This is a genomic window from Lysobacter antibioticus, from assembly GCF_000731095.1.
In the GTDB taxonomy this organism is placed as follows: Bacteria; Pseudomonadota; Gammaproteobacteria; order Xanthomonadales; family Xanthomonadaceae; genus Lysobacter; species Lysobacter antibioticus_B.
This window is the reverse complement of record NZ_JMTZ01000070.1, coordinates 1-21,100: the sequence shown is the minus strand read 5'-3', so window position 1 is coordinate 21,100 and position 21,100 is coordinate 1. Positions and strand designations below refer to the sequence as shown.

21 protein-coding genes are annotated in these 21,100 nt (G+C 68.0%); 13 read left to right on the top strand and 8 right to left on the bottom strand.

Going from position 1 to position 21,100, the window contains the following annotated elements:
* The first annotated feature begins 30 nt into the window (after window positions 1-30).
* The 4 genes from EX88_RS0118210 (at window position 31) to EX88_RS0118195 (ending at window position 4,877) form a co-directional block, all read left to right on the top strand.
* Window positions 31-1,086 (top strand): bifunctional nicotinamide-nucleotide adenylyltransferase/Nudix hydroxylase, encoded by a 1,056-nt coding sequence (locus EX88_RS0118210; protein ID WP_031373422.1) that lies wholly within the window; start codon window positions 31-33, stop codon window positions 1,084-1,086.
* 75 nt (window positions 1,087-1,161) lie between these two features.
* Window positions 1,162-2,586 carry a nicotinate phosphoribosyltransferase gene (locus tag EX88_RS0118205; RefSeq protein WP_031373421.1) on the top strand — a complete coding sequence of 475 codons (1,425 nt, stop codon included), beginning with the start codon at window positions 1,162-1,164 and terminating at the stop codon, window positions 2,584-2,586.
* Between the two features lie 112 nt (window positions 2,587-2,698).
* Window positions 2,699-3,832 (top strand): hypothetical protein, encoded by a 1,134-nt coding sequence (locus EX88_RS0118200; RefSeq protein WP_051885276.1) that lies wholly within the window; start codon window positions 2,699-2,701, stop codon window positions 3,830-3,832.
* Window positions 3,819-4,877, top strand: a complete 1,059-nt coding sequence (locus EX88_RS0118195) for a DNA methyltransferase (RefSeq protein ID WP_031373419.1) — start codon at window positions 3,819-3,821, stop codon at window positions 4,875-4,877. The genes EX88_RS0118200 and EX88_RS0118195 overlap by 14 nt, the downstream gene beginning before the upstream one ends.
* A gap of 40 nt (window positions 4,878-4,917) precedes the next feature.
* On the opposite strand, the gene EX88_RS0118190 is transcribed toward EX88_RS0118195, so the two are convergent.
* From EX88_RS0118190 to EX88_RS0118180, 3 genes are all read right to left on the bottom strand, one after another.
* A complete protein-coding gene (locus EX88_RS0118190) occupies window positions 4,918-5,469 on the bottom strand; it encodes a GNAT family N-acetyltransferase (RefSeq protein WP_031373418.1) in 552 nt (183 codons plus the stop codon).
* Window positions 5,466-6,026: a GNAT family N-acetyltransferase gene (locus EX88_RS0118185; protein WP_051885275.1), complete on the bottom strand. Its 561-nt coding sequence runs from the start codon at window positions 6,024-6,026 to the stop codon at window positions 5,466-5,468. Before EX88_RS0118185 ends, EX88_RS0118190 begins: the two co-directional genes overlap by 4 nt.
* 211 nt (window positions 6,027-6,237) lie before the next feature.
* Window positions 6,238-7,254 carry a zinc-dependent alcohol dehydrogenase family protein gene (locus tag EX88_RS0118180; protein WP_031373416.1) on the bottom strand — a complete coding sequence of 339 codons (1,017 nt, stop codon included), beginning with the start codon at window positions 7,252-7,254 and terminating at the stop codon, window positions 6,238-6,240.
* Between the two features lie 144 nt (window positions 7,255-7,398).
* Between EX88_RS0118180 and EX88_RS0118175 the strand changes: the two genes are divergently transcribed.
* Entirely contained in the window at window positions 7,399-8,340 is a 942-nt protein-coding gene (locus EX88_RS0118175) for a LysR substrate-binding domain-containing protein (RefSeq protein ID WP_036149377.1), read from the top strand.
* 291 nt (window positions 8,341-8,631) lie between these two features.
* On the opposite strand, the gene EX88_RS0118170 is transcribed toward EX88_RS0118175, so the two are convergent.
* Window positions 8,632-9,792, bottom strand: coding sequence for an AAA family ATPase (locus tag EX88_RS0118170; protein ID WP_031373414.1), 1,161 nt, complete (start codon window positions 9,790-9,792; stop codon window positions 8,632-8,634).
* A gap of 304 nt (window positions 9,793-10,096) precedes the next feature.
* Between EX88_RS0118170 and EX88_RS0118165 the strand changes: the two genes are divergently transcribed.
* The 4 genes from EX88_RS0118165 to EX88_RS0118150 all read left to right on the top strand — a co-directional run bounded on the left by EX88_RS0118165 (window position 10,097) and on the right by EX88_RS0118150 (window position 12,918).
* The gene (locus tag EX88_RS0118165; RefSeq protein WP_031373413.1) at window positions 10,097-11,062 is read left to right on the top strand and encodes a CsgG/HfaB family protein; all 966 of its coding nucleotides are present in this window, start codon (window positions 10,097-10,099) and stop codon (window positions 11,060-11,062) included.
* Window positions 11,063-11,313: 251 nt separating this feature from the next.
* Complete coding sequence (locus EX88_RS24755; protein ID WP_051885274.1) at window positions 11,314-12,192, top strand: alpha/beta hydrolase; 879 nt, start codon at window positions 11,314-11,316, stop codon at window positions 12,190-12,192.
* Window positions 12,193-12,222: 30 nt separating this feature from the next.
* Window positions 12,223-12,573, top strand: a complete 351-nt coding sequence (locus tag EX88_RS0118155; protein ID WP_031373411.1) for a VOC family protein — start codon at window positions 12,223-12,225, stop codon at window positions 12,571-12,573.
* A 108-nt stretch (window positions 12,574-12,681) separates the two neighbouring features.
* Window positions 12,682-12,918: a hypothetical protein gene (locus tag EX88_RS0118150; protein ID WP_031373410.1), complete on the top strand. Its 237-nt coding sequence runs from the start codon at window positions 12,682-12,684 to the stop codon at window positions 12,916-12,918.
* 50 nt (window positions 12,919-12,968) lie between these two features.
* Here EX88_RS0118150 and EX88_RS0118145 read toward each other — a convergent pair whose 3' ends face one another.
* Complete coding sequence (locus tag EX88_RS0118145) at window positions 12,969-14,393, bottom strand: MATE family efflux transporter (RefSeq protein ID WP_036149375.1); 1,425 nt, start codon at window positions 14,391-14,393, stop codon at window positions 12,969-12,971.
* 256 nt (window positions 14,394-14,649) lie between these two features.
* Here EX88_RS0118145 and EX88_RS0118140 point away from each other — a divergent pair, with 256 nt between their 5' ends.
* Both EX88_RS0118140 and EX88_RS0118135 read left to right on the top strand, forming a co-directional pair.
* Window positions 14,650-15,093, top strand: coding sequence for an SRPBCC family protein (locus EX88_RS0118140; RefSeq protein ID WP_031373408.1), 444 nt, complete (start codon window positions 14,650-14,652; stop codon window positions 15,091-15,093).
* A gap of 241 nt (window positions 15,094-15,334) precedes the next feature.
* On the top strand, window positions 15,335-15,763 hold the full coding sequence (locus EX88_RS0118135) for a hypothetical protein (protein ID WP_152566350.1): 429 nt from the start codon (window positions 15,335-15,337) through the stop codon (window positions 15,761-15,763).
* A gap of 81 nt (window positions 15,764-15,844) precedes the next feature.
* On the opposite strand, the gene hutU is transcribed toward EX88_RS0118135, so the two are convergent.
* Window positions 15,845-17,515, bottom strand: a complete 1,671-nt coding sequence (hutU, locus tag EX88_RS0118130; protein WP_031373406.1) for a urocanate hydratase — start codon at window positions 17,513-17,515, stop codon at window positions 15,845-15,847.
* A gap of 143 nt (window positions 17,516-17,658) precedes the next feature.
* Here hutU and EX88_RS0118125 point away from each other — a divergent pair, with 143 nt between their 5' ends.
* Window positions 17,659-18,240, top strand: coding sequence for a TetR/AcrR family transcriptional regulator (locus tag EX88_RS0118125; protein ID WP_031373405.1), 582 nt, complete (start codon window positions 17,659-17,661; stop codon window positions 18,238-18,240).
* A gap of 139 nt (window positions 18,241-18,379) precedes the next feature.
* Here the strand turns inward: EX88_RS0118125 and EX88_RS23960 are convergent, their stop codons facing one another.
* Complete coding sequence (locus EX88_RS23960; RefSeq protein WP_051885272.1) at window positions 18,380-18,718, bottom strand: hypothetical protein; 339 nt, start codon at window positions 18,716-18,718, stop codon at window positions 18,380-18,382.
* A gap of 118 nt (window positions 18,719-18,836) precedes the next feature.
* Entirely contained in the window at window positions 18,837-19,397 is a 561-nt protein-coding gene (locus EX88_RS0118115; protein WP_031373404.1) for a YybH family protein, read from the bottom strand.
* Window positions 19,398-19,598: 201 nt separating this feature from the next.
* Between EX88_RS0118115 and EX88_RS0118110 the strand changes: the two genes are divergently transcribed.
* The gene (locus EX88_RS0118110; RefSeq protein ID WP_031373403.1) at window positions 19,599-20,840 is read left to right on the top strand and encodes an ectonucleotide pyrophosphatase/phosphodiesterase; all 1,242 of its coding nucleotides are present in this window, start codon (window positions 19,599-19,601) and stop codon (window positions 20,838-20,840) included.
* The last annotated feature ends 260 nt before the right edge of the window (window positions 20,841-21,100 follow it).

The following is a 21,100-nucleotide window of genomic DNA, read 5'->3' as shown; positions in this document are numbered from 1 at the left end:
GGCGGCGAGTCAACTCCGTGAGGGATTCTCATGGCAATCGAATTCGATTACCTCGTTTTCATCGGGCGCTTCGAGCCCTTCCATAACGGCCACGCCGCCGTCGCCCGCCACGCGCTGGGCAAGGCCCGCAAGGTCATCTTCCTGGTCGGTTCCGCCGACACGCCCCGCACCATCAAGAACCCTTTCACCGTCGCCGAGCGCGCGGTGATGATCCAGGTCACCCTGGCCGACGCCGGCGAGCGGCTGATCGTGCAGCCGTTGCGCGACCATCTCTACAACGAGAGCCAGTGGATCGCCAGCGTGCAGCGTACCGTCGCCGAGGCGGTCCGCCACGACGGCGGCGGCAGCGAATCGCGGGTCGGCCTGATCGGCATGGACAAGGACGCCTCCAGCTATTACCTGCGCGAGTTTCCGCAGTGGCCGCTGGTCGACGTCAGCCACACCGCGACCTTGTCGGCGACCGAGCTGCGCCGCTATCTGTTCGAGGCCAACCAGATCGACAGCCACGGCGGCCTGATGCTGATCCGCGCCAACGTGCCCGGCCCGGTGTTCGACATGCTCGAAGCCTTCCGCAAGAGCTCGCCGGCCTTCACCCAATTGGTCGCCGAGTACCAGTTCATCGAGCACTACCGCGCGGCCTGGGCCGATGCGCCCTACCCGCCGACCTTCGTCACCACCGACGCGGTCGTGGTGCATTCCGGCCACGTCTTGCTGGTGCGCCGCCGCGCCGAGCCGGGCAAGGGCCTGTGGGCGCTGCCGGGCGGTTTCGTCGGCCAACACGAAGGCCTGCTCGACGCCTGCCTGCGAGAGCTGCGCGAGGAAACCCGGCTCAAGCTGCCGCTGCCGGTGCTGAAGGGCTCGCTGAAGAGCGAGCGCGTGTTCGATCACCCCGAACGCAGCGCGCGCGGCCGCACCATCACCCACGCCTACCACTTCGATTTCCCGAGCGGCGAACTGCCGCCGGTGCGCGGCGGCGACGACGCCGACAAGGCGCGCTGGATCGCGGTGGCCGAAGCGCTGGAGATGGGCCCCCAGCTCTACGAAGACCATCTGCACATCCTCGAATACTTTCTCGGCCGCGGCTGATCCACCCGGACCGCCCGGCTTTCCGCGCCGGTGGACAGACCGCCGGCCACACTCGACGCGAAGGAGCTTCCCGTCATGCAATGCCTCGACAACCTGCTGCTCAACACCGACAGCTACAAGGCCAGCCACTGGCTGCAATACCCGCCCGGCACCGACGCCACCTTCTTCTATGTGGAATCGCGCGGCGGCGTGCACGACCGCACCGTGTTCTTCGGCCTGCAGGCGATCCTCAAGGAGTACCTGGCCAAGCCGGTCACCCACGCCGACGTCGACGAGGCGCGCGACCTGTTCGCCGCCCATGGCGAGCCCTTCAACGAAGCCGGCTGGCGTTACATCGTCGACACCCACGGCGGCCTGTTGCCGATCCGCATCCGCGCCGTGCCCGAGGGCACGGTGGTGCCGACCCACCAGGCCTTGGTGACGATCGAGTCGACCGACCCGCAGGCCTACTGGGTGCCGTCGTATCTGGAAACCCTGCTGCTGCGGCTGTGGTACCCGGTAACCGTGGCGACGATCAGCTGGCACGCCAAGCAGACCATCCGCCAGTTCCTCGAACGCACCAGCGACGACCCGGAAGGCCAGTTGCCGTTCAAGCTGCACGACTTCGGCGCGCGCGGCGTATCGAGCACCGAATCGGCGGCGTTCGGCGGCGCCGCGCACCTGGTCAACTTCCTCGGCACCGACACCGTCTCCGGCCTGCTGTTGGCGCGCCGCTACTACCACGAGCCGATGGCGGGCTATTCGATTCCGGCGGCCGAGCACAGCACCATCACCAGTTGGGGCCGCGAGCACGAGGTCGACGCCTATCGCAACATGCTGACCCAGTTCGGCAAGCCCGGCGCGATCGTGGCCGTGGTCTCCGACAGCTACGACATCTTCCACGCGATCCGCGAGCATTGGGGCAAGACCCTGCGCGATGAAGTCATCGCCTCCGGCGCGACCCTGGTGGTGCGGCCGGACTCGGGCGACCCGGTCGACGTCGTCCACCAATGCGTGAGCATGCTCGACGAAGCCTTCGGCCACACCGTAAACGGCAAGGGCTACAAGGTGCTCAACCACGTGCGGGTGATCCAGGGCGACGGCATCAACCCGACCAGCATCCGCGCGATCCTCGAACGCATCACCAGCTACGGCTACGCCACCGACAACCTCGCCTTCGGCATGGGCGGCGCGCTGCTGCAACGCCTGGACCGCGACACGCAGAAGTTCGCGCTCAAGTGTTCGGCCGCGCGCATCGACGGCGAATGGATCGACGTCTACAAGGACCCGGTCACCGACAAGGGCAAGTCGAGCAAGCGCGGCCGCATGACCCTGGTGCGGCATCGCGAGTACGGCCACTTCAAGACCGTGCCGGTGCCGCCGGAAGCGGCTTCGCTGGAAGAAGCGGTCAAGCCCATGGGCTTCGACGATGCCATGGTGACGGTGTGGGAGGACGGTCGCATCGTCAACGACTGGACCTTCGCCCAGGTGCGCGCGCTGGCCAACGCGGCGCGGCTTTGAGGTGAGGCTTGGTTGAGTTGCTGCCGGGTGCGTCATTACAAGGCGCACGCCGTAGCCGCATCCTCCTCGCTCTCGACCACCCGACCACGCACGCCCCAAACAGGACCCGCCCATGCCAGCCCCTCTCGAAGGGCTTGCCGCCGCCGATCCGGCCAGCCTGCCCCTCAGCGCCGCTTCGCCCTTGTTCGAACGCCTCCGCGCGGCCACCCCGCAGCTCGCCCGCCGCGCGCCCGGCGACGACCACACTCGCTGGTATCCGCATCGCTTTAACGGCCGCGACTACCGCTTCGCCCAACCGATCACCTTCACTCCTTATGCTTCGGCGCGCGCCTGCTCGGCGCGGTGCCGGTTCTGCTCGGAAACCCTGCGCCCGCTCGACAGCGGGACGCTCGCGCAGACTCTGCGGCCCGGCGCCGACTACTTCGCGAGCTTGTCGCAGGCGCTGGTGCAGCTGCGCGGCGTGCCGCTGTCGTGGTCGCTGTCGGGGCTGGAGGCCAGCGACGACGAGACCTGGTTCCTGCAATTGCTGAACACGCTCGCCGTGGCCGAACGCGATGGCGTCGTCGTCGAGGAACGCGTGCTCTACAGCAACGGCGCCGGCTTCGCCCGCGGACGCGGCGCCGAACTGATCGCCGCGCTGCAAGCCTTCGGGCTGTCCTGGGTGGAGCTGTCGCGCCACCATCCCGACCCCTTGCGCAACCAGGCCATCATGCGTTTCCGCGAGCACGAGGCCATCGCCGATGCCGCTGTGTTCGAGCGTGTCGCGCGCGGTATCGCCGACGCGCTGCCGCTGCGTCAGGTCTGCATCCTCCAACACGGCGGCGTCGACGATGCCGCCGGTATCGACGCCTATCTGGACTGGGCGCAGCGCTGCGGCGCGAGCACGGTGATCTTCCGCGAGTTCTCGCGCCTCGGCCCGGACTATCGCGACAACGCCAGCCGCCGCTACATCGAACGCGAGCGCGTCGCCATCGAAGCGGTGCTGGCCGATTGCATGACCGCACCGTGGTGGTCGCGGATGACCCCGCAACGGATCACCGAGGGCTATTACTTCTGGAACCTGCGACTGCGCGACGAGCGTCGCGGCCTGGAGGTGGTGTTCGAATCCTCCGACTACACCGCGATGCACCGTCGCCATGCCAGCGGCGATCTCTACAAACTCGTCTTCCACGCCAACGGCCGCCTGTGCGCGGGTTGGCAGCCCGACCGCGACATTCTCTGGGAGCCCGCACATGGACAGCCGTAGTTGGTGGGTGCTGACGCCCGATCCGCCCGAGCATCGCCTGCCCGAGGATCTGCGCGAGCGCGACGGCCTGGCCGGGCGCGACTGCGGCTGGGTCAACCAGATGCGGCCGTTCGTGCGGCATTTCTCTCAACCCGGGCAATGCGTATTCGATCCGTTCTGCGGCTTCGGCACGACCTTGCTCGCCGCCGCGCTCGAAGGCCGCAGCGGCTGCGGCACCGAAATCGACGCCGGCCGCGCCGCGCTCGCCCGCGAGCGCCTCGCGCGCCACGGCGTCGAAGCGCCGATCGCGGTCGGCGGCCTGCCGCAGGTCGAGATCCCGCGCCCGATCGACCTGTGCCTGACCAGCCTGCCCTACTTCGGCTGTCGCTGGCCGCAGGCCGGCGCAAACGCAGGCCAGCTCTACGACGAACGCGACTACGCCGCTTACCTGCAGCGTCTGCGCGACATCTTCCACGCCGTGCGCAAGGCCTTGCCCGATGGCGGCTTGTGCATCGCGATGGCCGAGAACGTGGTCGTGGAAGGCCGCATGTTGCCGCTGGCCTGGGACTTGGGCCGCGTGCTCGGCGAACTGTTCGTGGCGCGCGAAGAACGGCTGCTGTGCTACGAGCGCGACGTCGAACCGCTGCCCGCTGCCTCCACCCGCAGCAACCGCAGCCACGAGTACGCGCTGGTCTTCCAGAAAGTCGCCGAGACGGTCTGCCTCGACAGCACCCGCAGCGAACTCGAAGCGATGCGCGCGGCCGGTTTCGAGTACACGCTGTACGGCAGCTTCGCGCGTTGGCTCGAACAGGGGCCGCAGGCTTTGCCGCGTCCGCCCGCCGATGCCGACCTGTGCCTGCCCGACGATGCGGCCGAGCTCGATCGCCTGCTCTATTGGCTGCACGAACGCCACTACGAGCTCACGCTGTGGGGCGAACCGGTACGGCCGCCGCTGCGGCTCGAACGGCTCGCGCAGCATTGGTATCTGCGTGCGCAACGCCGCGACCGCCTCGGCCGCCTGGTGCGCCTGGATCTGGGTCTGGCGAGCCAACACTCCGGCGATTGAGTCCGTTGCGGCCGCCTCTCAAGCCGGCCATGCGACTCGCTCAGACCTGCGCGGCGAGATCGAGATACCAGAACAAAGCGGTCTCGTGCCTCACCTGCGCATCGTGGCGGTAATGGAATCGGTCGAAACCGCCGAGGACGAAGCCGTGGCGTTCGTAGAAACGGCAGGCGGCGACGTTATGGTCCTGGGTTTCCAGTATCAGGCCCGGGTGCCCGCGCTCGCGCGCCCAGGCGATGGCGCGATCGAGCAAGGCCCCACCCGCGCCGCTGCGCCGGCGGCCCGCGTCGACGGCGATGTCGTCGATCAAGGCATACCCGTTCCAGTTCGTCGACACCAGCACCCGGCCGACGACTTCGCCGTGCTCGATCGCGACGAAGGCGATGCGATCCTCGGCGACGAGATAATCGTGCAGGTCGTCATCGTCGGCCTCGTCGCCGTAACGCTTGCGGTACGGCGCCAGCGGCACCGCTTCGTAAGCGATGACGCCGTCGCGCGCGTGCAGACTCAGCCGCGAATCGACCAGGAAACTGCCGTCCAGGCTCAACGCGGCCTCGATGCGCCCGGCGCTGAGGCGCTCGACGAGGACGCTCATCGGCGCAGGTCCAGCGCCAGGATGGCGTCGCCGTAGGTATTGCCGCCGACCTGGAAGCGGCGCTCGCCGACGTGCTCGAAACCGTTACGGGCATAGAACGCCAAAGCCCGTGCGTTGCCGGCATAGACGCCGAGCAGCAAGCGCCGCGCACCGCGCACGCGCGCCTCGGCGACCGCCTGCTCCATCAACTCGCGGCCGACGCCGCCGCCATGGAAACGCGAGAGCAGGTAGATGCGCTTGAGTTCGAGGTCGTCCCCACTCAGATCGTGCAGCGGCAACTTCGGCGGCGCGATCACCGCATAGCCGACCGGGGCCGCGCCTTCGGCCGTTTCCGCCAGCCACAGCGCGGCGCCGGCGTCGTCCAGCCAATCCGCATAGACCTCCTGCGCATGTTGCTTGCGGCAGTGCTCGACGATGTCGCGCCCGTGCAGGATGCCGGCGAAGGTTTCCAGGAAGGTGGCCGCACCGGCCAGCGCGAGCGCGCCGGCATCGTCGGCGCCGGCGCGGCGGATCCGCACGGCATCGCCGGTCGCGGGCGATGTGGAGGTGGTATTCATGCGCGTTCGAGGACTGGCGGCGATGCGCTCAAGATCGCACACCGCCCGCGCCCCGCACATCGGCGAAAAGTCGCAGTCGCGCGACAGCCGCGGCGCCGCGCGCGCGAACGGCGGCCGCGGAACGTTCCGCGGCCCCTCGTCCTCTCGGGAATACCTGCGGCGGCCGCGGAACGTTCCGCGGCCGCCGCAGGTATTCCCGAGAGGACGAGGCTTAGCCGGCGACCTGGATCACCACCTTGCCGAAATGAGCGCCGCCGTCGAGATAGTCGTAGGCTTGGCGCGCCTGGTCGAAACCGAACACGCGATCGACCACCGGGACGATGCGGTTGACGCCGACGAAGCGCGACAAGTCCTCGGCCATGCCGCGGCTGCCGACGTAGATGCCCGACAGGCGCTTGGCGCCGGTGATCAGCGCGAACGGATCGAACTCGCCGGCGAAGCCGCTGACGCCGCCGATGACGGCGATGGTGCCGCCCATCGCGGCGGCATCGATCGAACGCTGCAAGGTGCCCTTGCCGCCGACTTCGAGCACCGCGTCGACGCCGCGGCCGCCGGTCAGCGCGCGCACTTCGTCCTGCCATTCCGGGGTGGTGCGGTAGTTGACGGTCGCATCGGCGCCGAGCGCCTTGGCGCGAACCAGCTTCTCATCGCTCGAGGACGTGACGATCGCCTGCAAGCCGGCGGCCTTGGCCAGTTGCAGGCCCCAGATCGAAACGCCGCCGGTGCCGAGCAGCAGCACGCTGGCGCCGGGCTGCAGCTTCGCCTCGACGAACATCGCATTCCAGGCGGTGACGCCGGCGCAGGTCAGGGTCGCGGCCTGGGCGTCGTCGAGATGCGCGGGCACGGCGAACACGGACTGCTCGGAGACCACGATCTCTTCGGCCAGCACGCCGTCGACGACCGCGCCGAAGGCGTCGCGGGTGGCGTACGGCGTCGGCGCGCCCTGCAGCCAATGCGGGAAGAAGCTGGTGGCGACGCGATCGCCGACTTTCCACAAGCGGCTGTCCGCGCCGACTTCGACGATTTCGCCGACCGCATCGGAGGCCGGCACGAACGGCGCGACCGGTTCGCTCAGGTAGGTGCCCTTGGCGATCATCAGGTCGCGGAAGTTCAGCGACACCGCGCGCACCCGCATCCGTACCTGGCCGGCGCCCAGCGGCGCGGACGCGCGCTCGAACTGCTGCAACGCGCCGATGCCGGCGCCACTGTCGATGCGATAAGCCTTCATGTCTGTCTCTATGTCTGAGGGGGGAGGCGACCGCCGGCGGTCGGGAACAGGTGCCGGGGCGATCGAGTGGCGCTACGATATCGCTTCCGACATATCCGCAGTGCCTCTTCTTAATCCACATTCTGTAGCGCAATAGGAACCAATATGGCCGTCAACGACCGATTGCTCGGCATCGTCGCCTTCGTCCAAGCCGCCGAGGCCGGCAGTTTCGCGGTCTCGGCCGAGCGCCTGGGCGTGACCCGTTCGGCGATCGGCAAACGCATCGCCCGGCTCGAACAGCAGCTCGGCGCGCGCCTGTTCAACCGCAGCACGCGCCGGCAAAGCCTGACCGACGACGGCCAAGCCTATTACGAACGTTGCGTCAAAGCCCTGGCCGAACTCGATGCCGCCGAAGCCGCGCTGGACAGCGGCCGGCGCGAACCGAGCGGGCGCCTGCGGGTCAGCGCATCGGTCCAGTTCGGCCGCCGTTGCGTGGCACCGGTGATGCTGGAGCTGGCGCAGCGCCATCCGCGCCTGGACATCGATCTGTCCTTCAGCGACCGCGTCGTCGACCTGGTCGAGGACGGCTACGACCTGGCGATCCGCATCGGCCGCTTGCCCGACAGCTCGACCTTGGCGGCGCGTCAGCTGACCGAAGAGCGGCTGGGCATCTGCGCTTCGCCCGAGTACCTGGCGCGGTGCGGACGGCCGCGCAACGTCGACGAATTCGAAGGCCATCAGGCCGTCGTGTACGGGCGCAACGGCCATACCGTGGCGTGGCGCTTGCGCGACGACGATGGCGAAGTGCGCGAACCGCGGGTCCAGGCGCGCTTGCGCTTCGACGACCTGGAAGCCATCGCCGACGCCGCGGTCGCCGGTGCCGGCCTGGCCTTGCTGCCGTGCTGGATGCTGTCGCGTTACGTACGCAACGGCGAGCTGCAGATGGTGATGTACGCCGACCGCGTCATCGGCAGCCGCATCAACGCAGTCTGGCCGCATACGCATTACCTGCCGCTGCGCACGCGCGCGGCGATCGACTTGCTGGTGGAGCGTATTCCGCAGTTGGTGGCGTGGGACCCGGCCAACCCGGCGGTGGTTTGCGGTTAGAGCATGCGCGTCGTTGGAATACGCGATTGAGGGATCGCCTGCTCCGTTTTGAGCGGAACAGCAAAGGCAAATCCCCCCTGCCCCCCTTTTTCAAAGGGGGGGAACAGCAAAGCCGTCTGAGCCGGCCACTCAACCGGCCACTCAACCGGCCACTCAAGCAGTCGTCGGATCCCACCGCCAACAGCCCAAGCGCTCCCCCCTTTGAAAAAGGGGGGCCAGGGGGGATTTGCTGTTGCTGTTGCTGTTGCTGTTGCCGTCGGCGCCGTTGCCAAGCCAGTGCACCTGGTTCGCCTACCGCTCCGGCCAATACCACGCCGGCGCATCCAGCATCCCCTGCCCCACCACTCCGGTCTGGCTGAACTGCTTTTCCAACTGGATGGTGTTGCAAGCCGGTTCGGCCTCCAAGGCCGCGATCAGACGCGAGGCATGCGAGACCACCCAGACCTGGGTGCGGGTGGCGGCGCGCGCGATCAGCCGCGCCAAGGCCGGCAACAGGTCTGGATGCAGGCTGGTCTCGGGCTCGTTGAGCACCATCAGCGGCGGCGGCCGCGGCGTGTGCAGGGCAGCGATCCACAGCAGATAACGCAAGGTGCCGTCGGACAATTCCGCAGCCGACAAGGGCCGCAACAGGCCGTGCTGGGAAAACTCCAACAGAAAACGTCCGCCGTCGCCGACCACGCTCACGCGCGCGCCGGGAAACGCATCGCTCACCGCTGCGTCGAGCGCCTGCGGATCGCCGATTTCGCGAATGGTCTGCCAGGCCGCGGCCAGGTCGCGGCCGTCGTGGCTCAGCACCGGCGTGCGCGTGCCCAACTGCGGCTGCCGCGCCGGCGCTTGCGCATCGCTGCGGAAATGATCGTAGAAGCGCCAACCGCGGATGGTTTCGCGCAGGCTCAGCACCTCCGGCGCGGTCTGCGGGTCGGCGATCTGGCCGAACAGACTTTCGAACGGACTCAGGTGCTCGGCCGCCACGCGCCAGGCACGACCGTCGCGCACCCGCGCCATCGCCCCGCGCCGGTCGACCAGCACGCTGGCCGGACGCAGGAACGGCCCGCTCCAGATCACCTCGCGCTTGATCTCCGGATCGTGGGCGAACAAGGAACGGCTCGGCACCGGCAGCCCGAGGTCGATCGCATAACCGTATTCGTCGCCGGCGAAACCGAGCCGCAGCGACACCGGTTCGGTGCGCGCCACACCCTGCACCGGCACCTCGCCGCGCTTCATCCGCGGCGAGATCGTTTCCGGGCCGGCCCACAGGGTCGAGCCGAGCCCGCCCTCGCGCGCCAGCGCCGGCACCACCCCGCCCTGGGCGGTTTCGGCCAACAGGCGCAAGGCGCGATAGAGATTGGACTTGCCGCTGCCATTGGCGCCGGTGACCAGGTTCAAGCGTCCCATCGGCAGCGCGAGCTGGCGCAGGGACCGGTAATTGGCGACGGCCAGGGTGCTCAACATGGTTGGACGTGGACTCGATGGGGAACAGTGCTGCGCAGGGCACCCCCCTTGTAGGCCAGCCCCGTCTCGCCGGCCGCGACCGCCTGTCAGAGTGGACAGGTGGGGTGACCTGAATAGAACGGCGATCACGTTATCATTGGCGGGCGAGTCTCCACTCGGGCGCGATACGTCGCGGCCGACTTCGTCTGGGGCCCCGGCGACCTCCCGCTGCACGCGCAGCGCAAGCCGGGTGACGAACGGACTCCGTCAGGCGTCGCGATCATCGTGTCGCGGCAAACAGGAAAGCAGTATTAAGGAAGAAACGATGAAGACGGCAAGCAGGGGAATTCAAGCGGTGGCATGCGTGATCGGGTTGGGTATGGCGCTGAGCGCCGCACCGACCTGGGCGCAGAGAAAGAGCGCGCAGGATCTGCGTGCGGAAAAAATGAACCAGATTCCGACCTGCTCGAAAAACCTGGGCGCGATCTCGGTGATCGAGCCGGAAGACACGGTCAACTGGTGGAGCGGCCAGCAGCTGCCGGCGCCGAGCAAGCTGATCAAGGTGTTCGTGCAGAAGTCGCGTTGCTTCACCCTGGTCGACCGCGGCGCCGGCATGGACATGGCGATGCGCGAACGCGAGCTCGCCTCCAGCGGCCAGCTGCGCAACAAGTCCAACATCGGCAAGGGCCAGGTCCGCGCCGCCGACTACGTGCTGGTGCCCGACCTGATCTCCAAGAACAGCAACGCCGGCGGCAACGCGATCGGCGGCCTGCTCGGCGGCCTGATCGGCGGCAAGGCCGGCGCGGTGGCGAGCAACCTCAACTTCAGCAAGAAGACCGCCGACGTGGTCCTGACCGTGACCGACGTGCGCTCGTCCGAGCAGGTCGCGATGGCCGAAGGCAGCGCCAAGAAGACCGACATCGGCTTCGGCGCCAGCGGCGCGCTGTTCGGCAGCAGCGGTCTCGGCGGCGCCGGCGTGTCCGGCTATGCCAACACCGAAGTCGGCCAGGTCATCACCATGGCCTACCTGCAGGCTTACACCAACCTGGTCACCGAGCTCGGCGGTCTGTCGGACAACCCCTCGGCGTCGAACTCGCAGCAGGCCGTCACCGTGGTCAAGGCCGCGCGCCTGTTCGCCAACGCCTCCGGCACCGGCAAGGTCGTGCGTCCGCTCGACCCGGGCATGATGCTCTACCCCACCGGCACCAAGCAGGGTGCGATGTGGGAAGTCGAAGACGAACTCGGCAACAAGGGCTGGGTCTCTTCGCTGGCGCTGGAACTGTCGAAGTAAGCTGCGATTCGTTCGCGTGCGCGAAGGCCGCCGGGAAACCGGCGGCCTTTTTCGTTGGCGCGACGCTTCTGCACGGACTCGACACGGCCGATGTCGACACGGCCGATATCGGGGCAGCCGGTTCGCCGCAACATCGCCGTGTCGAATCGGCCCGCTTTGTTTCGCTCACGCGAGCCGCGATACATGACAATCTTGCCAACGGCATCATCTGCGGCTTGCCGGCAAGGCACCATCAACTCAAGGAGGATCCGATGCAGTTCGTCCGTCGTCTGTGTTCTTTGTGGCTCGTCGTCGGCCTGTCCGCCTGCACCTGGCACGTGCGCGAGGACAACATCGTGATCCCGCGCGCGGCGCCCTCGGCCGATCTGGCCGCGTTGCGCACCCAGCTTCCGGCTTACCGCATCGAGGAAACCCGCATCGCCGCCGCCGACGGAGCGCAGCTGTATTCGCTGCGTTTCCTGCGCAGCGACGCGGTCGCCACGGTGCTGTATTTCGGCGGCAACGGCTACACCGTGGCCAAGCATGCCGCGACCAGCGCAAAGGCCTATGCCGAAGCGCCGGTCAACTTCGTCCTGGTCGATCACCGCGGCTATGGCGCCAGCACCGGCACGGCCTCGCTGGAGGCCTTGCTGACCGACGCGACCACCGTCTACGACAGCCTGCGCGCGGAGCCCGAGCTGGGCGCCGTGCCGCTGATCGTGCACGGCCATTCGCTGGGCAGTTTCATGGCCGGCCAGGTCGCCGCGGCGCGCCAGTTGGACGGCTTGATCCTGGAAAGCTCGGTGACCAACTTCGAGGACTGGGGCGCGTACATGCGCTCTCGGCAGAAGCTGTGGGCGCGGATCCTGGTGCGGCGCGTCGCACCGGCGGGCGCCTTGGCCGGCCAGGGCAACCAACAAGTCGTAGCCGCCCTGGACGAGCCCGTGCTGTTCGTTGCCGGCGAGAACGACACCGCCACGCCGCCGCGCTTCGCCGAAGCCTTGTACCAGGCGACGCCGCAGCCCGAGGGCCGCAAGCAGTTGCTGATCGTTCCCGCGCGCGACCATACGAACGCCGCGGACTCGGCGGAATTCCGCCGCGCGCTGAGCGGATTCCTCACCGAACAAGTCCGTCCGCGCCCGGCCGGCTGATTCGCCATTCCCCTCCCGACAGGAACCGCCATGACCGCTTCCGACCGCAACCTGCGCCTGGACTACATCGAATTCACCGTCGCCGACATCGCCGCGTCCAAGGCCTTCTACGGCGCGGCGTTCGGCTGGAGCTTCACCGACTACGGCCCGGACTACTGCGAGTTCGACGACGGCCGCATGAAGGGCGGCTTCAGCACCCACGGCGCGCCGCGCCCGGGCGGCGCCTTGATCGTGCTGTACGCCGACGACCTCGCGCAGGCGCAAGGCCGCGTCGAAGCCGCCGGCGCGAAGATCGTGGCCAGCCACGAATTCCCCGGCGGCCGCCGCTTCCACTTCATCGACCCGGACGGCTACGAACTGGCGGTGTGGTCGGACCGCTGATCCCGGCCGGCCCTGACCGCAGAGCCGGAGCGCTTCAGCCGGCGCTCATTCCGCCGCCCCGACCCGCCTCTATGCTCGGCGCTTGGACAACCACGGAGGGAGCCGTGCATGGCCTTGGATTTCCTGGGGGAATTCGCCCTGCGCAGCGTGTTCGAGGCCGGTCTCGAGCTGGCGTGGAAAGCGATGCGGACGCTGTCTTACTGGACCGGCTGGTTGCTGTTGTTTCCGCTGCTGCGCACACGGGCACCGAATCACCCCTTGTTCGCTTGGGCCGGAGGCCTCGCCTGGCTCGCCTTCATCGCCGCCTGCGCGGCGGCGTATTGGTATCTGCATTCCGGCGCGTGATCGCGCAGGCATCGGCCTGCGCGATCCATCGCGGATGACGGCGCCCGCCGCTACACCTGCGCCGTTTTCCAACGCCCGCGGGTGAACAGCCACAGCGTGAACACGCCGACCGAGGTTTCGGAGACGAACACGCCCCAGAACACGCCCGAGTGCTGCCAGTCCAGGGTGATCGCCAGCACGTAGGACAGCGGAATCTGGATCAACCAGAAAAACACCACGTTGATCTTGGTCGGCGTCATCGTGTCGCCGGCACCGTTGAAGGCCTGCACCGTCACCATCCACCAGCCGTAGATGAAGAACGAGTAGGACAGGATGCGCAGCCATTCGGCCCCGATCGTCACCACCTGCGGGTCGTCGGTGAAGAACGCGACCAACTGCGTCGGAAAGAGGAAGAACAGCACCGACACCACGACCAGGTAGGCCATGTTGTACCAGCCGATATGCCACACCGAGGCTTCGGCGCGCTCCGGCTGGCCGGCGCCGAGGTTCTGGCCGACCAGGGTCGCGGCGGCGTTGGACATGCCCCAGGCCGGCATCATCGTGAACATCATGATGCGGATGGCGATGGTCGCTCCGGCCACGGCCTCGCTGCCGATGCTGGCCAGGATGCGCATCAGGAATATCCACGAGGTCATCGCCACGATCATCTGGCCGACGCCGCCGAGCGAGGTGCGCACGATGTTCCACAGCATCGCGCCGCGCCAGACGAACTGCGCCAGCGTCACCCGGATGTGCTTGCCGCCGCGGAACAACACCCACAGCTGAAACAGCACGCCGATGCCGCGGCCGATGTTGGTGGCGATGGCCGCGCCCTCGATGCCGAGCGCCGGCACCGGCCCGAGGCCGAAGATCAGCAGCGGGCACAGCAGGATATTGAGGCCGTTCGACAACCACAGCACGCGCATCGCGATGGCCGCGTCGCCGGCGCCGCGGAAGATCGCGTTGATGACGAACAGCAGCATGATCACCGCGTTGCCGCCGAGCATCCATTGGGTGTAGCGATAGCCGTGCTCGATGCTCCAGGCGTCCGCGCCCATCAGCCGCAACAGGTCCTGGGCGTAGAAGATGCCGGCCAGCGCCGGCAGCAACGACACCAGCACGGCGATGAAGATCGCCTGCACCGCGGTGATCGCCGCGTCCTCGCGTTTGCCCTCGCCGATGCGCCGCGCCACCACCGCGGTCACCGCCATCGCCAGGCCCATGGCCAGCGCATACAGCAGGAACAGATAACTCTCGGTCAGGCCCACCGTCGCCACCGCCGACGGCCCCAGCTTGGCGACGAAGAAGATGTCGACCACGGCGAAGGTCGACTCCAGCACCAGCTCCAGCACCATCGGCACCGCGAGCAGGAACACCGCGCGCCGCAAGGGGATCTTGGTGTAGTCCGCATCGGTGCCGCGGACGGCGTCGCGCAGGTCGCTCCAAAGCGTGTGCGGCACCGGCTCGGCCAGGGCGGCTGTGGGTTCTTGACTCATCGCGTGCTCCTGTTGGGTCGCACCGACGGATGATAGGGCGACCTGCCCGATACGCCAGTGACAACAGTACGACGAACCGCAGGACTACAGATCGACACAGCGCCGGCTTTCCTCTTCCCTGCCCTGTGCGCTACAACCTGAACCCGCGCGCCGCCGCCTCGCGGCCGTCCGCGAGGCGATCCGATGCGAATGTCGATCCAGGCCCCTCGCGTTCGTCGGACACAGTGAGGGCTTCACCTCGTTACGGAGATTACCCATGACCGGCACCGTCCGTTTGCATCGCGTTTTCACCGCCCCGCCCGAGCGCATCTACCGCGCCTTCCTCGATGCCGCCGCCTTGGCGAAATGGCTGCCGCCGGACGGCTTCACCTGCACCGTGCACGAGCTGGATGCGCGGGTCGGCGGCAAGTACCGCATGGCCTTCACCAATTTCTCGAGCGGCGGCAGCCACGCTTTCGGCGGCACCTATCTGGAGCTGGTAGCGAACGAACGCATCGTCCACGACGACCGCTTCGACGACCCCAACCTGCCCGGCACCATGGTGACCACGATCACATTGCGCGCGGTGTCCTGCGGCACCGATGTGCAGATCGTGCAGGAAGGCATCCCCGACGTGATCCCGGCCGAGCAGTGCCACCTCGGCTGGCAGGAGTCGCTGACCCTGTTGGAGCGGTTGGTCGAGCCGACGATCCCGGGCTGAACAGCGCAGCCCGGCGCCGCCATCGCGAATCCGACTGCGAATCACGAACGGCCCGGGGAACCGGGCCGCTCGCGCGTCGTGCGCTGCGGCGATCGCAAAGGCTGCAAGCGGCGAGTTCTGGTCTGGCCGCATAGCGCGCCGCTGCGGGTTCATCGCATCGGATCCGCCTCGTATCATGGCCTCAATGGCGAAGACCGACGACGCACCGGCCTTCGCTCGACTCCTCCGACACGGCGACGACATGGCCTACGAACGCGTGCACATGATCTGGGAGTATTGGGAAGGGCCGCGCAGCGGCATCGCCGATTGCGGCGGCCGCCCCTTCCACTTCAGCTGCGTCTACGACGAGCACGAATACGCCTACACCGATAGCTTCGTGCTGACTCCGTTCGACGAGGGCACCTTCGCCCTGGCCCAGGAAGAGTGGGCGATCTGGCGGCGCTGGGAAGCGGATTTCCACGCCGGCCGCGTGCTCCGGGAATCGCACCCGTCCTATGGTCACTACGATCCGCGCTACAACGAACTCCGGCAGCTGTTGAATGGCGAGATCGAGCGTCGCTCGGCGCAGGCCCTGAAGATGCGCGGCGAATTTCGCCCGGCCGTGTCCGAGCAGGAGGCTTTTCCGGGCCAACTGCATCTGTTCGAAGTCGAGTGGTCGCCGGCGGACTGAGCAGGCGGTCGTGCAACGAAAACGGCCCGGAATCCGGGCCGTTTTCCGTCTTGCCCGATCGGCTGGGCCGATCGATGGCGATCAGAGCATCGGCAGCTTCAGCCCGCGCTCCTTGGCGCACTGCTGGGCGATCTCGTAGCCGGCATCGGCATGGCGCATGACGCCGGTGCCGGGGTCGTTCCACAGCACGCGGGCGATACGCTGGTCGGCTTCTTTGCTGCCGTCGCAGACGATGACCACGCCGGAGTGCTGCGAATACCCCATGCCCACGCCGCCGCCGTGGTGCAGCGAGACCCAGGTCGCGCCACCGGCGACGTTGAGCATGGCGTTGAGCAGGGGCCAGTCGCTGACCGCGTCGCTGCCGTCCTTCATCGCCTCGGTCTCGCGGTTCGGCGAGGCCACCGAGCCGCTGTCGAGGTGGTCGCGGCCGATCACCACCGGCGCCTTCAGCTCGCCGTTGCGCACCATCTCGTTGAAGGCCAGGCCGAGCTTGTCGCGCAGGCCCAGGCCGACCCAGCAGATGCGCGCCGGCAAGCCCTGGAAGCTGATGCGCTCGCGCGCCATGTCGAGCCAGCGGTGCAGGTGCTCGTCGTCGGGAATCAGTTCCTTGACCTTGGCGTCGGTCTTGTAGATGTCCTCGGGATCGCCGCTCAGCGCGACCCAGCGGAACGGGCCGACGCCGCGGCAGAACAGCGGCCGCACGTAGGCCGGCACGAAGCCGGGGAAATCGAAGGCGTTGCTGCAGCCTTCGTCCTGCGCCATCTGGCGGATGTTGTTGCCGTAGTCGAAGGTCGGAATGCCCTGTTGCTGGAACGCCAGCATCGCCTCGACGTGCACGCGCATCGACTTCTTGGCGGCGTCGCGCACGCCTTCGGGGTTGTTCTTCTGTTCGCTCAGCCACTTATCGACCGTCCAGCCGATCGGCAGGTAGCCGTGGACCGGATCGTGGGCGCTGGTCTGGTCGGTGACCGCGTCCGGACGCACGCCGCGGCGCACCAGCTCGGGCAGCACTTGCGCGGCATTGCCGAGCAAGGCGATCGACTTGGCTTCGCCGGCGGCGGTGTACTTGGCGATGCGCGCGAGCGCGTCGTCGAGGTCGGTGGCCTGCTCGTCGACGTAACGCGTGCGCAGGCGCATGTCGATGCTGCTCTGCTTGCATTCGATGTTGAGCGAGCACGCGCCGGCCAACGAGGCTGCCAACGGCTGCGCGCCGCCCATGCCGCCCAGGCCCGCGGTCAGGATCCACTTGCCGACCAGGCTGCCGCCGTAATGCTGGCGGCCCATCTCGACGAAGGTTTCATAAGTGCCCTGGACGATGCCTTGCGAGCCGATGTAGATCCAACTGCCGGCGGTCATCTGGCCATACATCATCAAGCCCTTCTTATCGAGCTCGTTGAAGTGCTCCCAGGTCGCCCAGTGCGGCACCAGGTTGGAATTGGCCAACAGCACGCGCGGCGCGTCGGCATGGGTGCGGAAAATGCCGACCGGCTTGCCCGACTGGATCAGCAGGGTTTCGCTGTCGTCGAGCTCGCGCAGCGACTTGAGGATCGCATCGAAGGATTCCCAATCGCGCGCGGCGCGGCCGATGCCGCCGTAGACCACCAACTCGGCCGGGTTCTCGGCCACGTCCGGGTCGAGGTTGTTCTGGATCATGCGGAACGCGGCTTCGCTGAGCCAGGACTTGCAGCTCTTTTCGCTGCCGCGCGGGGCGCGGACGACGCGGCTGGGATCGTTGCGGGTGGCGGCGGACATGGCGATTCCGATCTGCTTGAGAGATAAGAATTATCCCGCCGCGATCGGCGCCCTAGCCAGCGCCGCGACCGCCGCCAGCCGCCGGCAAGCGCATATTCCGCCCCGATTTGCCGCATCGGCAGGAAAATGTATACGATGTATACATGAGCGCGCCCGCCACCGCCGAACGCATCCTGCGCGCCGCCCGCGCCCTGTTCGAGCGCGGCGGCGTCGACGCGGTGACCATGCGCGCCATCGCCAAGGCGGTCGGCATCACGCCGATGGCGATCTATCGCCACTTCCCGAACCGCGAAGCCCTGCTGCAACGCATCAGCGACGACAGCTTCCACGAGATCGCCCGCCACTGGAGCGCGCGCAACGACGGCAGCGACGTGATTGCGCGCCTGCTCGCAGTGCAACGCATCTACCTCGACTACGCCCTGGCCCATCCGCATCTGTTCGACCATGCGTTCTCGATGCGGCGCGAACAGGCGCGAAGGTTCCCGGAGGATTTCCGCGCGCGCCGTTCGCCGACCTTGAACGTGGTCGCCGATGTGGTGATCGAAGCGCAGCAGGCCGGCCGCCTGCGTGCGGGCGATGCCTGGGACATCGCGATGAGCTTGTGGGCGCATACCCACGGTTTGATCGCGCTGTATCGCGCCGGCCGCTTCAGTTACGACGAACGCGAGTTCCGCCGCTTCTACGAGGCCTCGTTGCAGCGGTTGCTCGACGGCATCGGCACCTGACAGGCGCGCACAAAAAAGCCCGGAACGAGGTCGGGCATCGTGCATACAAAAAAGCCCGGCACGAGGCCGGGCTTCAGGACGGCCCGGACTCTCGTCCGGACCGGAACCGTTACGCGATCCGCGCTGCGCTCGGACGCGCTCAGTACAGGCGCGGGTCGAGCTTGCGCAGCGCTTCGCCTACGTCGACTTCGCCGGTGCGGTCGAGGTCGTCGCGGCTGTAGCTGCGGCCGGCGCCGCCGATGCAGCCGTCCTTGCCGCGCGGCTGCAGGCGCGAACCGGTGTGACGCAGGCAATTCGGGTCGTGTTTGCGCTGCTCGGTCTTCGCCGCCAGGCGGCTGTCGGCCTGGGCATCGACTTCTGCGACGGCGGGCACGGAAGCCTTCGCCTCGACCTGGGCATCGAGCTGCGCGGCGGTGGTTTGCGCGGTCGCTGCGAACGCGAAAGCGCTCAGCAGCGCAGCGAACATCAGACGTTTCATGGGCAGCTCCTGTGAACGGGCACGGGCTTCGATACGAGCTTCGACTAGTGTGCCAAGCCACGATACGCTTCCACCGCGGCGCGGGAACCTGCCCGGGCGCCGGCCGTTTAGGCGCGTGTCAGCCTTGCGGACAGGCCTCGCGGCGGCCGTTCTGGAAGGCCATGGCCTCGGCTTCGGTGGCCGGCCGCGGAACCAGGCCGTCGTCGAACAACACCCGCCAGACCCCGTCCTGGCCGCGGTGCCAGACCGACTGATAAGCACCGATCAAATAACGCGGCTCGGCCCCGGGTTCGAGCTTCTGGTACAGCGCCGGCCCGGTCGACCAGGCGACATCGCGCGCGCCGCCGATCGTGACCCGGGTCGGGTACCAACGCAGGCGCAGAGTCTTGCCCTCGATCAGGCCGGCCCAACGCTGGGCGATCTCGTCGCGGCCGCGGGTCGGTTGCGGGCTGCCCGAACCGAACGCGGCCTGCTCGTGCAGATGCGCGGCGAACGCCTTGGCATCGTGCTCGGCGATCGAGGCGGCGAAACTGAGTTCGCGCGCCCACACCGCGCATTCGTCGTCGCTGAGCGGCGCCACCGGCAGCGGCTTCGGCGGCGTCTGCGCCGCGGCCGCTACCGCGATCAACGCGAACGACAACGGCAGGGACAAGCGGGCGGCGCGGACGACAGGGCGCATGGCGGCGACTCGGTGGCGGGCAGGCCCCACTATCGACCCGCCCCGTCCGGCCCGCCAGCGACGGAAGTCATGCCGAGGGTGATACCCAACATCATGCCCAAAGCCATGCCCAAGCCATGCCGACTGTGGCCGCTCGCCGCACGGCCGCCCTCGCCGCCGGCCTGACATCGGTCGGCAACCGGCTGCCGCTATCATGTCGCGATGCGTTCGATTCTTTCCGCGGCTGCGTCCGCCCTGCTCGTTCTCGTCCTCGCCGCCTGCGCTCCGCCGACCCGCGTGGCGCCGCCGGCCGATATCCCGCTGCTGCTGATCTCGATCGACGGTTTCCGCGCGAGCTATTTCGAGCTCAGCCTGACCCCGCATATCGAACGCTTCGCCGGCGAAGGCGTGCGCGCGCAGTGGATGACCCCGTCGTACCCATCGCTGACCTTCCCGAACCACTACACCCTGGTCACCGGTCTGCGTCCCGACCACCACGGCGTCGTCCACAACAGCATGAGCGACGAACAACTGGGGCGCTTCAAGATTTCCGACCGCGACGCCGTCGGCGAAACGCGCTGGTGGAACGGCGGCGAGCCGATCTGGATCGGCGCACAAAAAGCCGGCCTGCGTAGCGCCACCCTGTTCTGGCCAGGCAGCGAAGCGCCGATCCACGGCCTGCGCCCGAACCGCTGGCGCCCGTTCGACGCCGCCATCGACGAGAACGCCCGCGTCGACGAAGTGCTGGCCTGGCTCGGCGAACCCGCCTCGACGCGCCCGCACGTGGCGACCCTGTACTTCGACGCCCTCGACCACGAAGGCCACGACCACGGCCCGAACTCCCCGCAAGTGCGCGAGGCCCTGGCCCGCATCGACGCCGCCATCGGCCGCCTGCTCGACGGCCTGGCCGCACGCAAGCAACTCGACCAGGTCAACATCGTCCTGGTATCCGATCACGGCATGGCCGAAGTCGCCCCGGGCCAGCGCATCGCGGTCGAAGACATGGTCACCCCGGAACAAGCGGTGGTGACTTCGCTCGGCCAGTCGATCGGCATCAGCCCCAACCGCGGCCACGAAGCCGAAGTCGAACAACGCCTGCTCGGCCCTCATGTGACCTACGACTGCTGGCGCAAGGCCGAACTGCCCGAGCATTGGCATTACGGCAGTCACCCGCGGGTCCCGCCGATCGTCTGCCAGATGCACGAAGGCTGGGATGCGATCGAACGCGAGAAACTGCCCAAGGACGGCCTCGGGCAAACGCGAGGCTCGCACGGATTCGACCCCGCCCTGCCCTCGATGCGCGCGATCTTCGTCGCCCGCGGCCCCGCCTTCAAACGTGGCGCGACGATTCCGGCGATCGACAACGTCGACGTGTACCCGTTGCTGGCGCGCCTGATCGGCATCCCTGCCGCGCACAACGACGGCGATATCGCCCCGCTGCTGCCGGCGTTGCGGGAACCCTGAGCGCGAGCGCGGCACGGACCGAGCGGGAGCCGCAGCACGCCGAGCCGACAGCGCCTCTGCGGGGTCGCGGCTTATGACCGAAGGAAATCCAGTAGGGCGCGGCTTCTACAATAGCGACAGACGGCAGCGCCGCGAGATCGAAGCCTCTCGGTCGCGGCTCGCGCCGCTCCTACCCTAAAACCAAGTCCCGGCAATCGCGCTCGTCGTTGCCGTTGCCGTTGCCGTTGCCGTTGCCGTTGCCGAGATTTTGATCTGCTTTG

Bases quoted from the DNA above. Each gene is read 5' to 3' on its own strand.
- EX88_RS0118180 (WP_031373416.1), bottom strand. From the start codon at position 7,254: ATGAAGGCTTATCGCATCGACAGTGGCGCCGGCATCGGCGCGTTGCAG.
- EX88_RS0118155 (WP_031373411.1), top strand. From the start codon at position 12,223: ATGACCGCTTCCGACCGCAACCTGCGCCTGGACTACATCGAATTCACC.
- EX88_RS0118145 (WP_036149375.1), bottom strand. From the start codon at position 14,393: ATGAGTCAAGAACCCACAGCCGCCCTGGCCGAGCCGGTGCCGCACACG.
- EX88_RS0118205 (WP_031373421.1), top strand. From the start codon at position 1,162: ATGCAATGCCTCGACAACCTGCTGCTCAACACCGACAGCTACAAGGCC.
- EX88_RS0118110 (WP_031373403.1), top strand. From the start codon at position 19,599: ATGCGTTCGATTCTTTCCGCGGCTGCGTCCGCCCTGCTCGTTCTCGTC.
- EX88_RS0118175 (WP_036149377.1), top strand. From the start codon at position 7,399: ATGGCCGTCAACGACCGATTGCTCGGCATCGTCGCCTTCGTCCAAGCC.
- EX88_RS0118210 (WP_031373422.1), top strand. From the start codon at position 31: ATGGCAATCGAATTCGATTACCTCGTTTTCATCGGGCGCTTCGAGCCC.
- EX88_RS24755 (WP_051885274.1), top strand. From the start codon at position 11,314: ATGCAGTTCGTCCGTCGTCTGTGTTCTTTGTGGCTCGTCGTCGGCCTG.
- EX88_RS0118115 (WP_031373404.1), bottom strand. From the start codon at position 19,397: ATGCGCCCTGTCGTCCGCGCCGCCCGCTTGTCCCTGCCGTTGTCGTTC.
- EX88_RS0118125 (WP_031373405.1), top strand. From the start codon at position 17,659: ATGAGCGCGCCCGCCACCGCCGAACGCATCCTGCGCGCCGCCCGCGCC.
- EX88_RS23960 (WP_051885272.1), bottom strand. From the start codon at position 18,718: ATGAAACGTCTGATGTTCGCTGCGCTGCTGAGCGCTTTCGCGTTCGCA.
- EX88_RS0118185 (WP_051885275.1), bottom strand. From the start codon at position 6,026: ATGAATACCACCTCCACATCGCCCGCGACCGGCGATGCCGTGCGGATC.
- EX88_RS0118165 (WP_031373413.1), top strand. From the start codon at position 10,097: ATGAAGACGGCAAGCAGGGGAATTCAAGCGGTGGCATGCGTGATCGGG.
- EX88_RS0118150 (WP_031373410.1), top strand. From the start codon at position 12,682: ATGGCCTTGGATTTCCTGGGGGAATTCGCCCTGCGCAGCGTGTTCGAG.
- EX88_RS0118195 (WP_031373419.1), top strand. From the start codon at position 3,819: ATGGACAGCCGTAGTTGGTGGGTGCTGACGCCCGATCCGCCCGAGCAT.
- EX88_RS0118140 (WP_031373408.1), top strand. From the start codon at position 14,650: ATGACCGGCACCGTCCGTTTGCATCGCGTTTTCACCGCCCCGCCCGAG.
- EX88_RS0118135 (WP_152566350.1), top strand. From the start codon at position 15,335: ATGGCCTACGAACGCGTGCACATGATCTGGGAGTATTGGGAAGGGCCG.
- hutU (WP_031373406.1), bottom strand. From the start codon at position 17,515: ATGTCCGCCGCCACCCGCAACGATCCCAGCCGCGTCGTCCGCGCCCCG.
- EX88_RS0118200 (WP_051885276.1), top strand. From the start codon at position 2,699: ATGCCAGCCCCTCTCGAAGGGCTTGCCGCCGCCGATCCGGCCAGCCTG.
- EX88_RS0118170 (WP_031373414.1), bottom strand. From the start codon at position 9,792: ATGTTGAGCACCCTGGCCGTCGCCAATTACCGGTCCCTGCGCCAGCTC.
- EX88_RS0118190 (WP_031373418.1), bottom strand. From the start codon at position 5,469: ATGAGCGTCCTCGTCGAGCGCCTCAGCGCCGGGCGCATCGAGGCCGCG.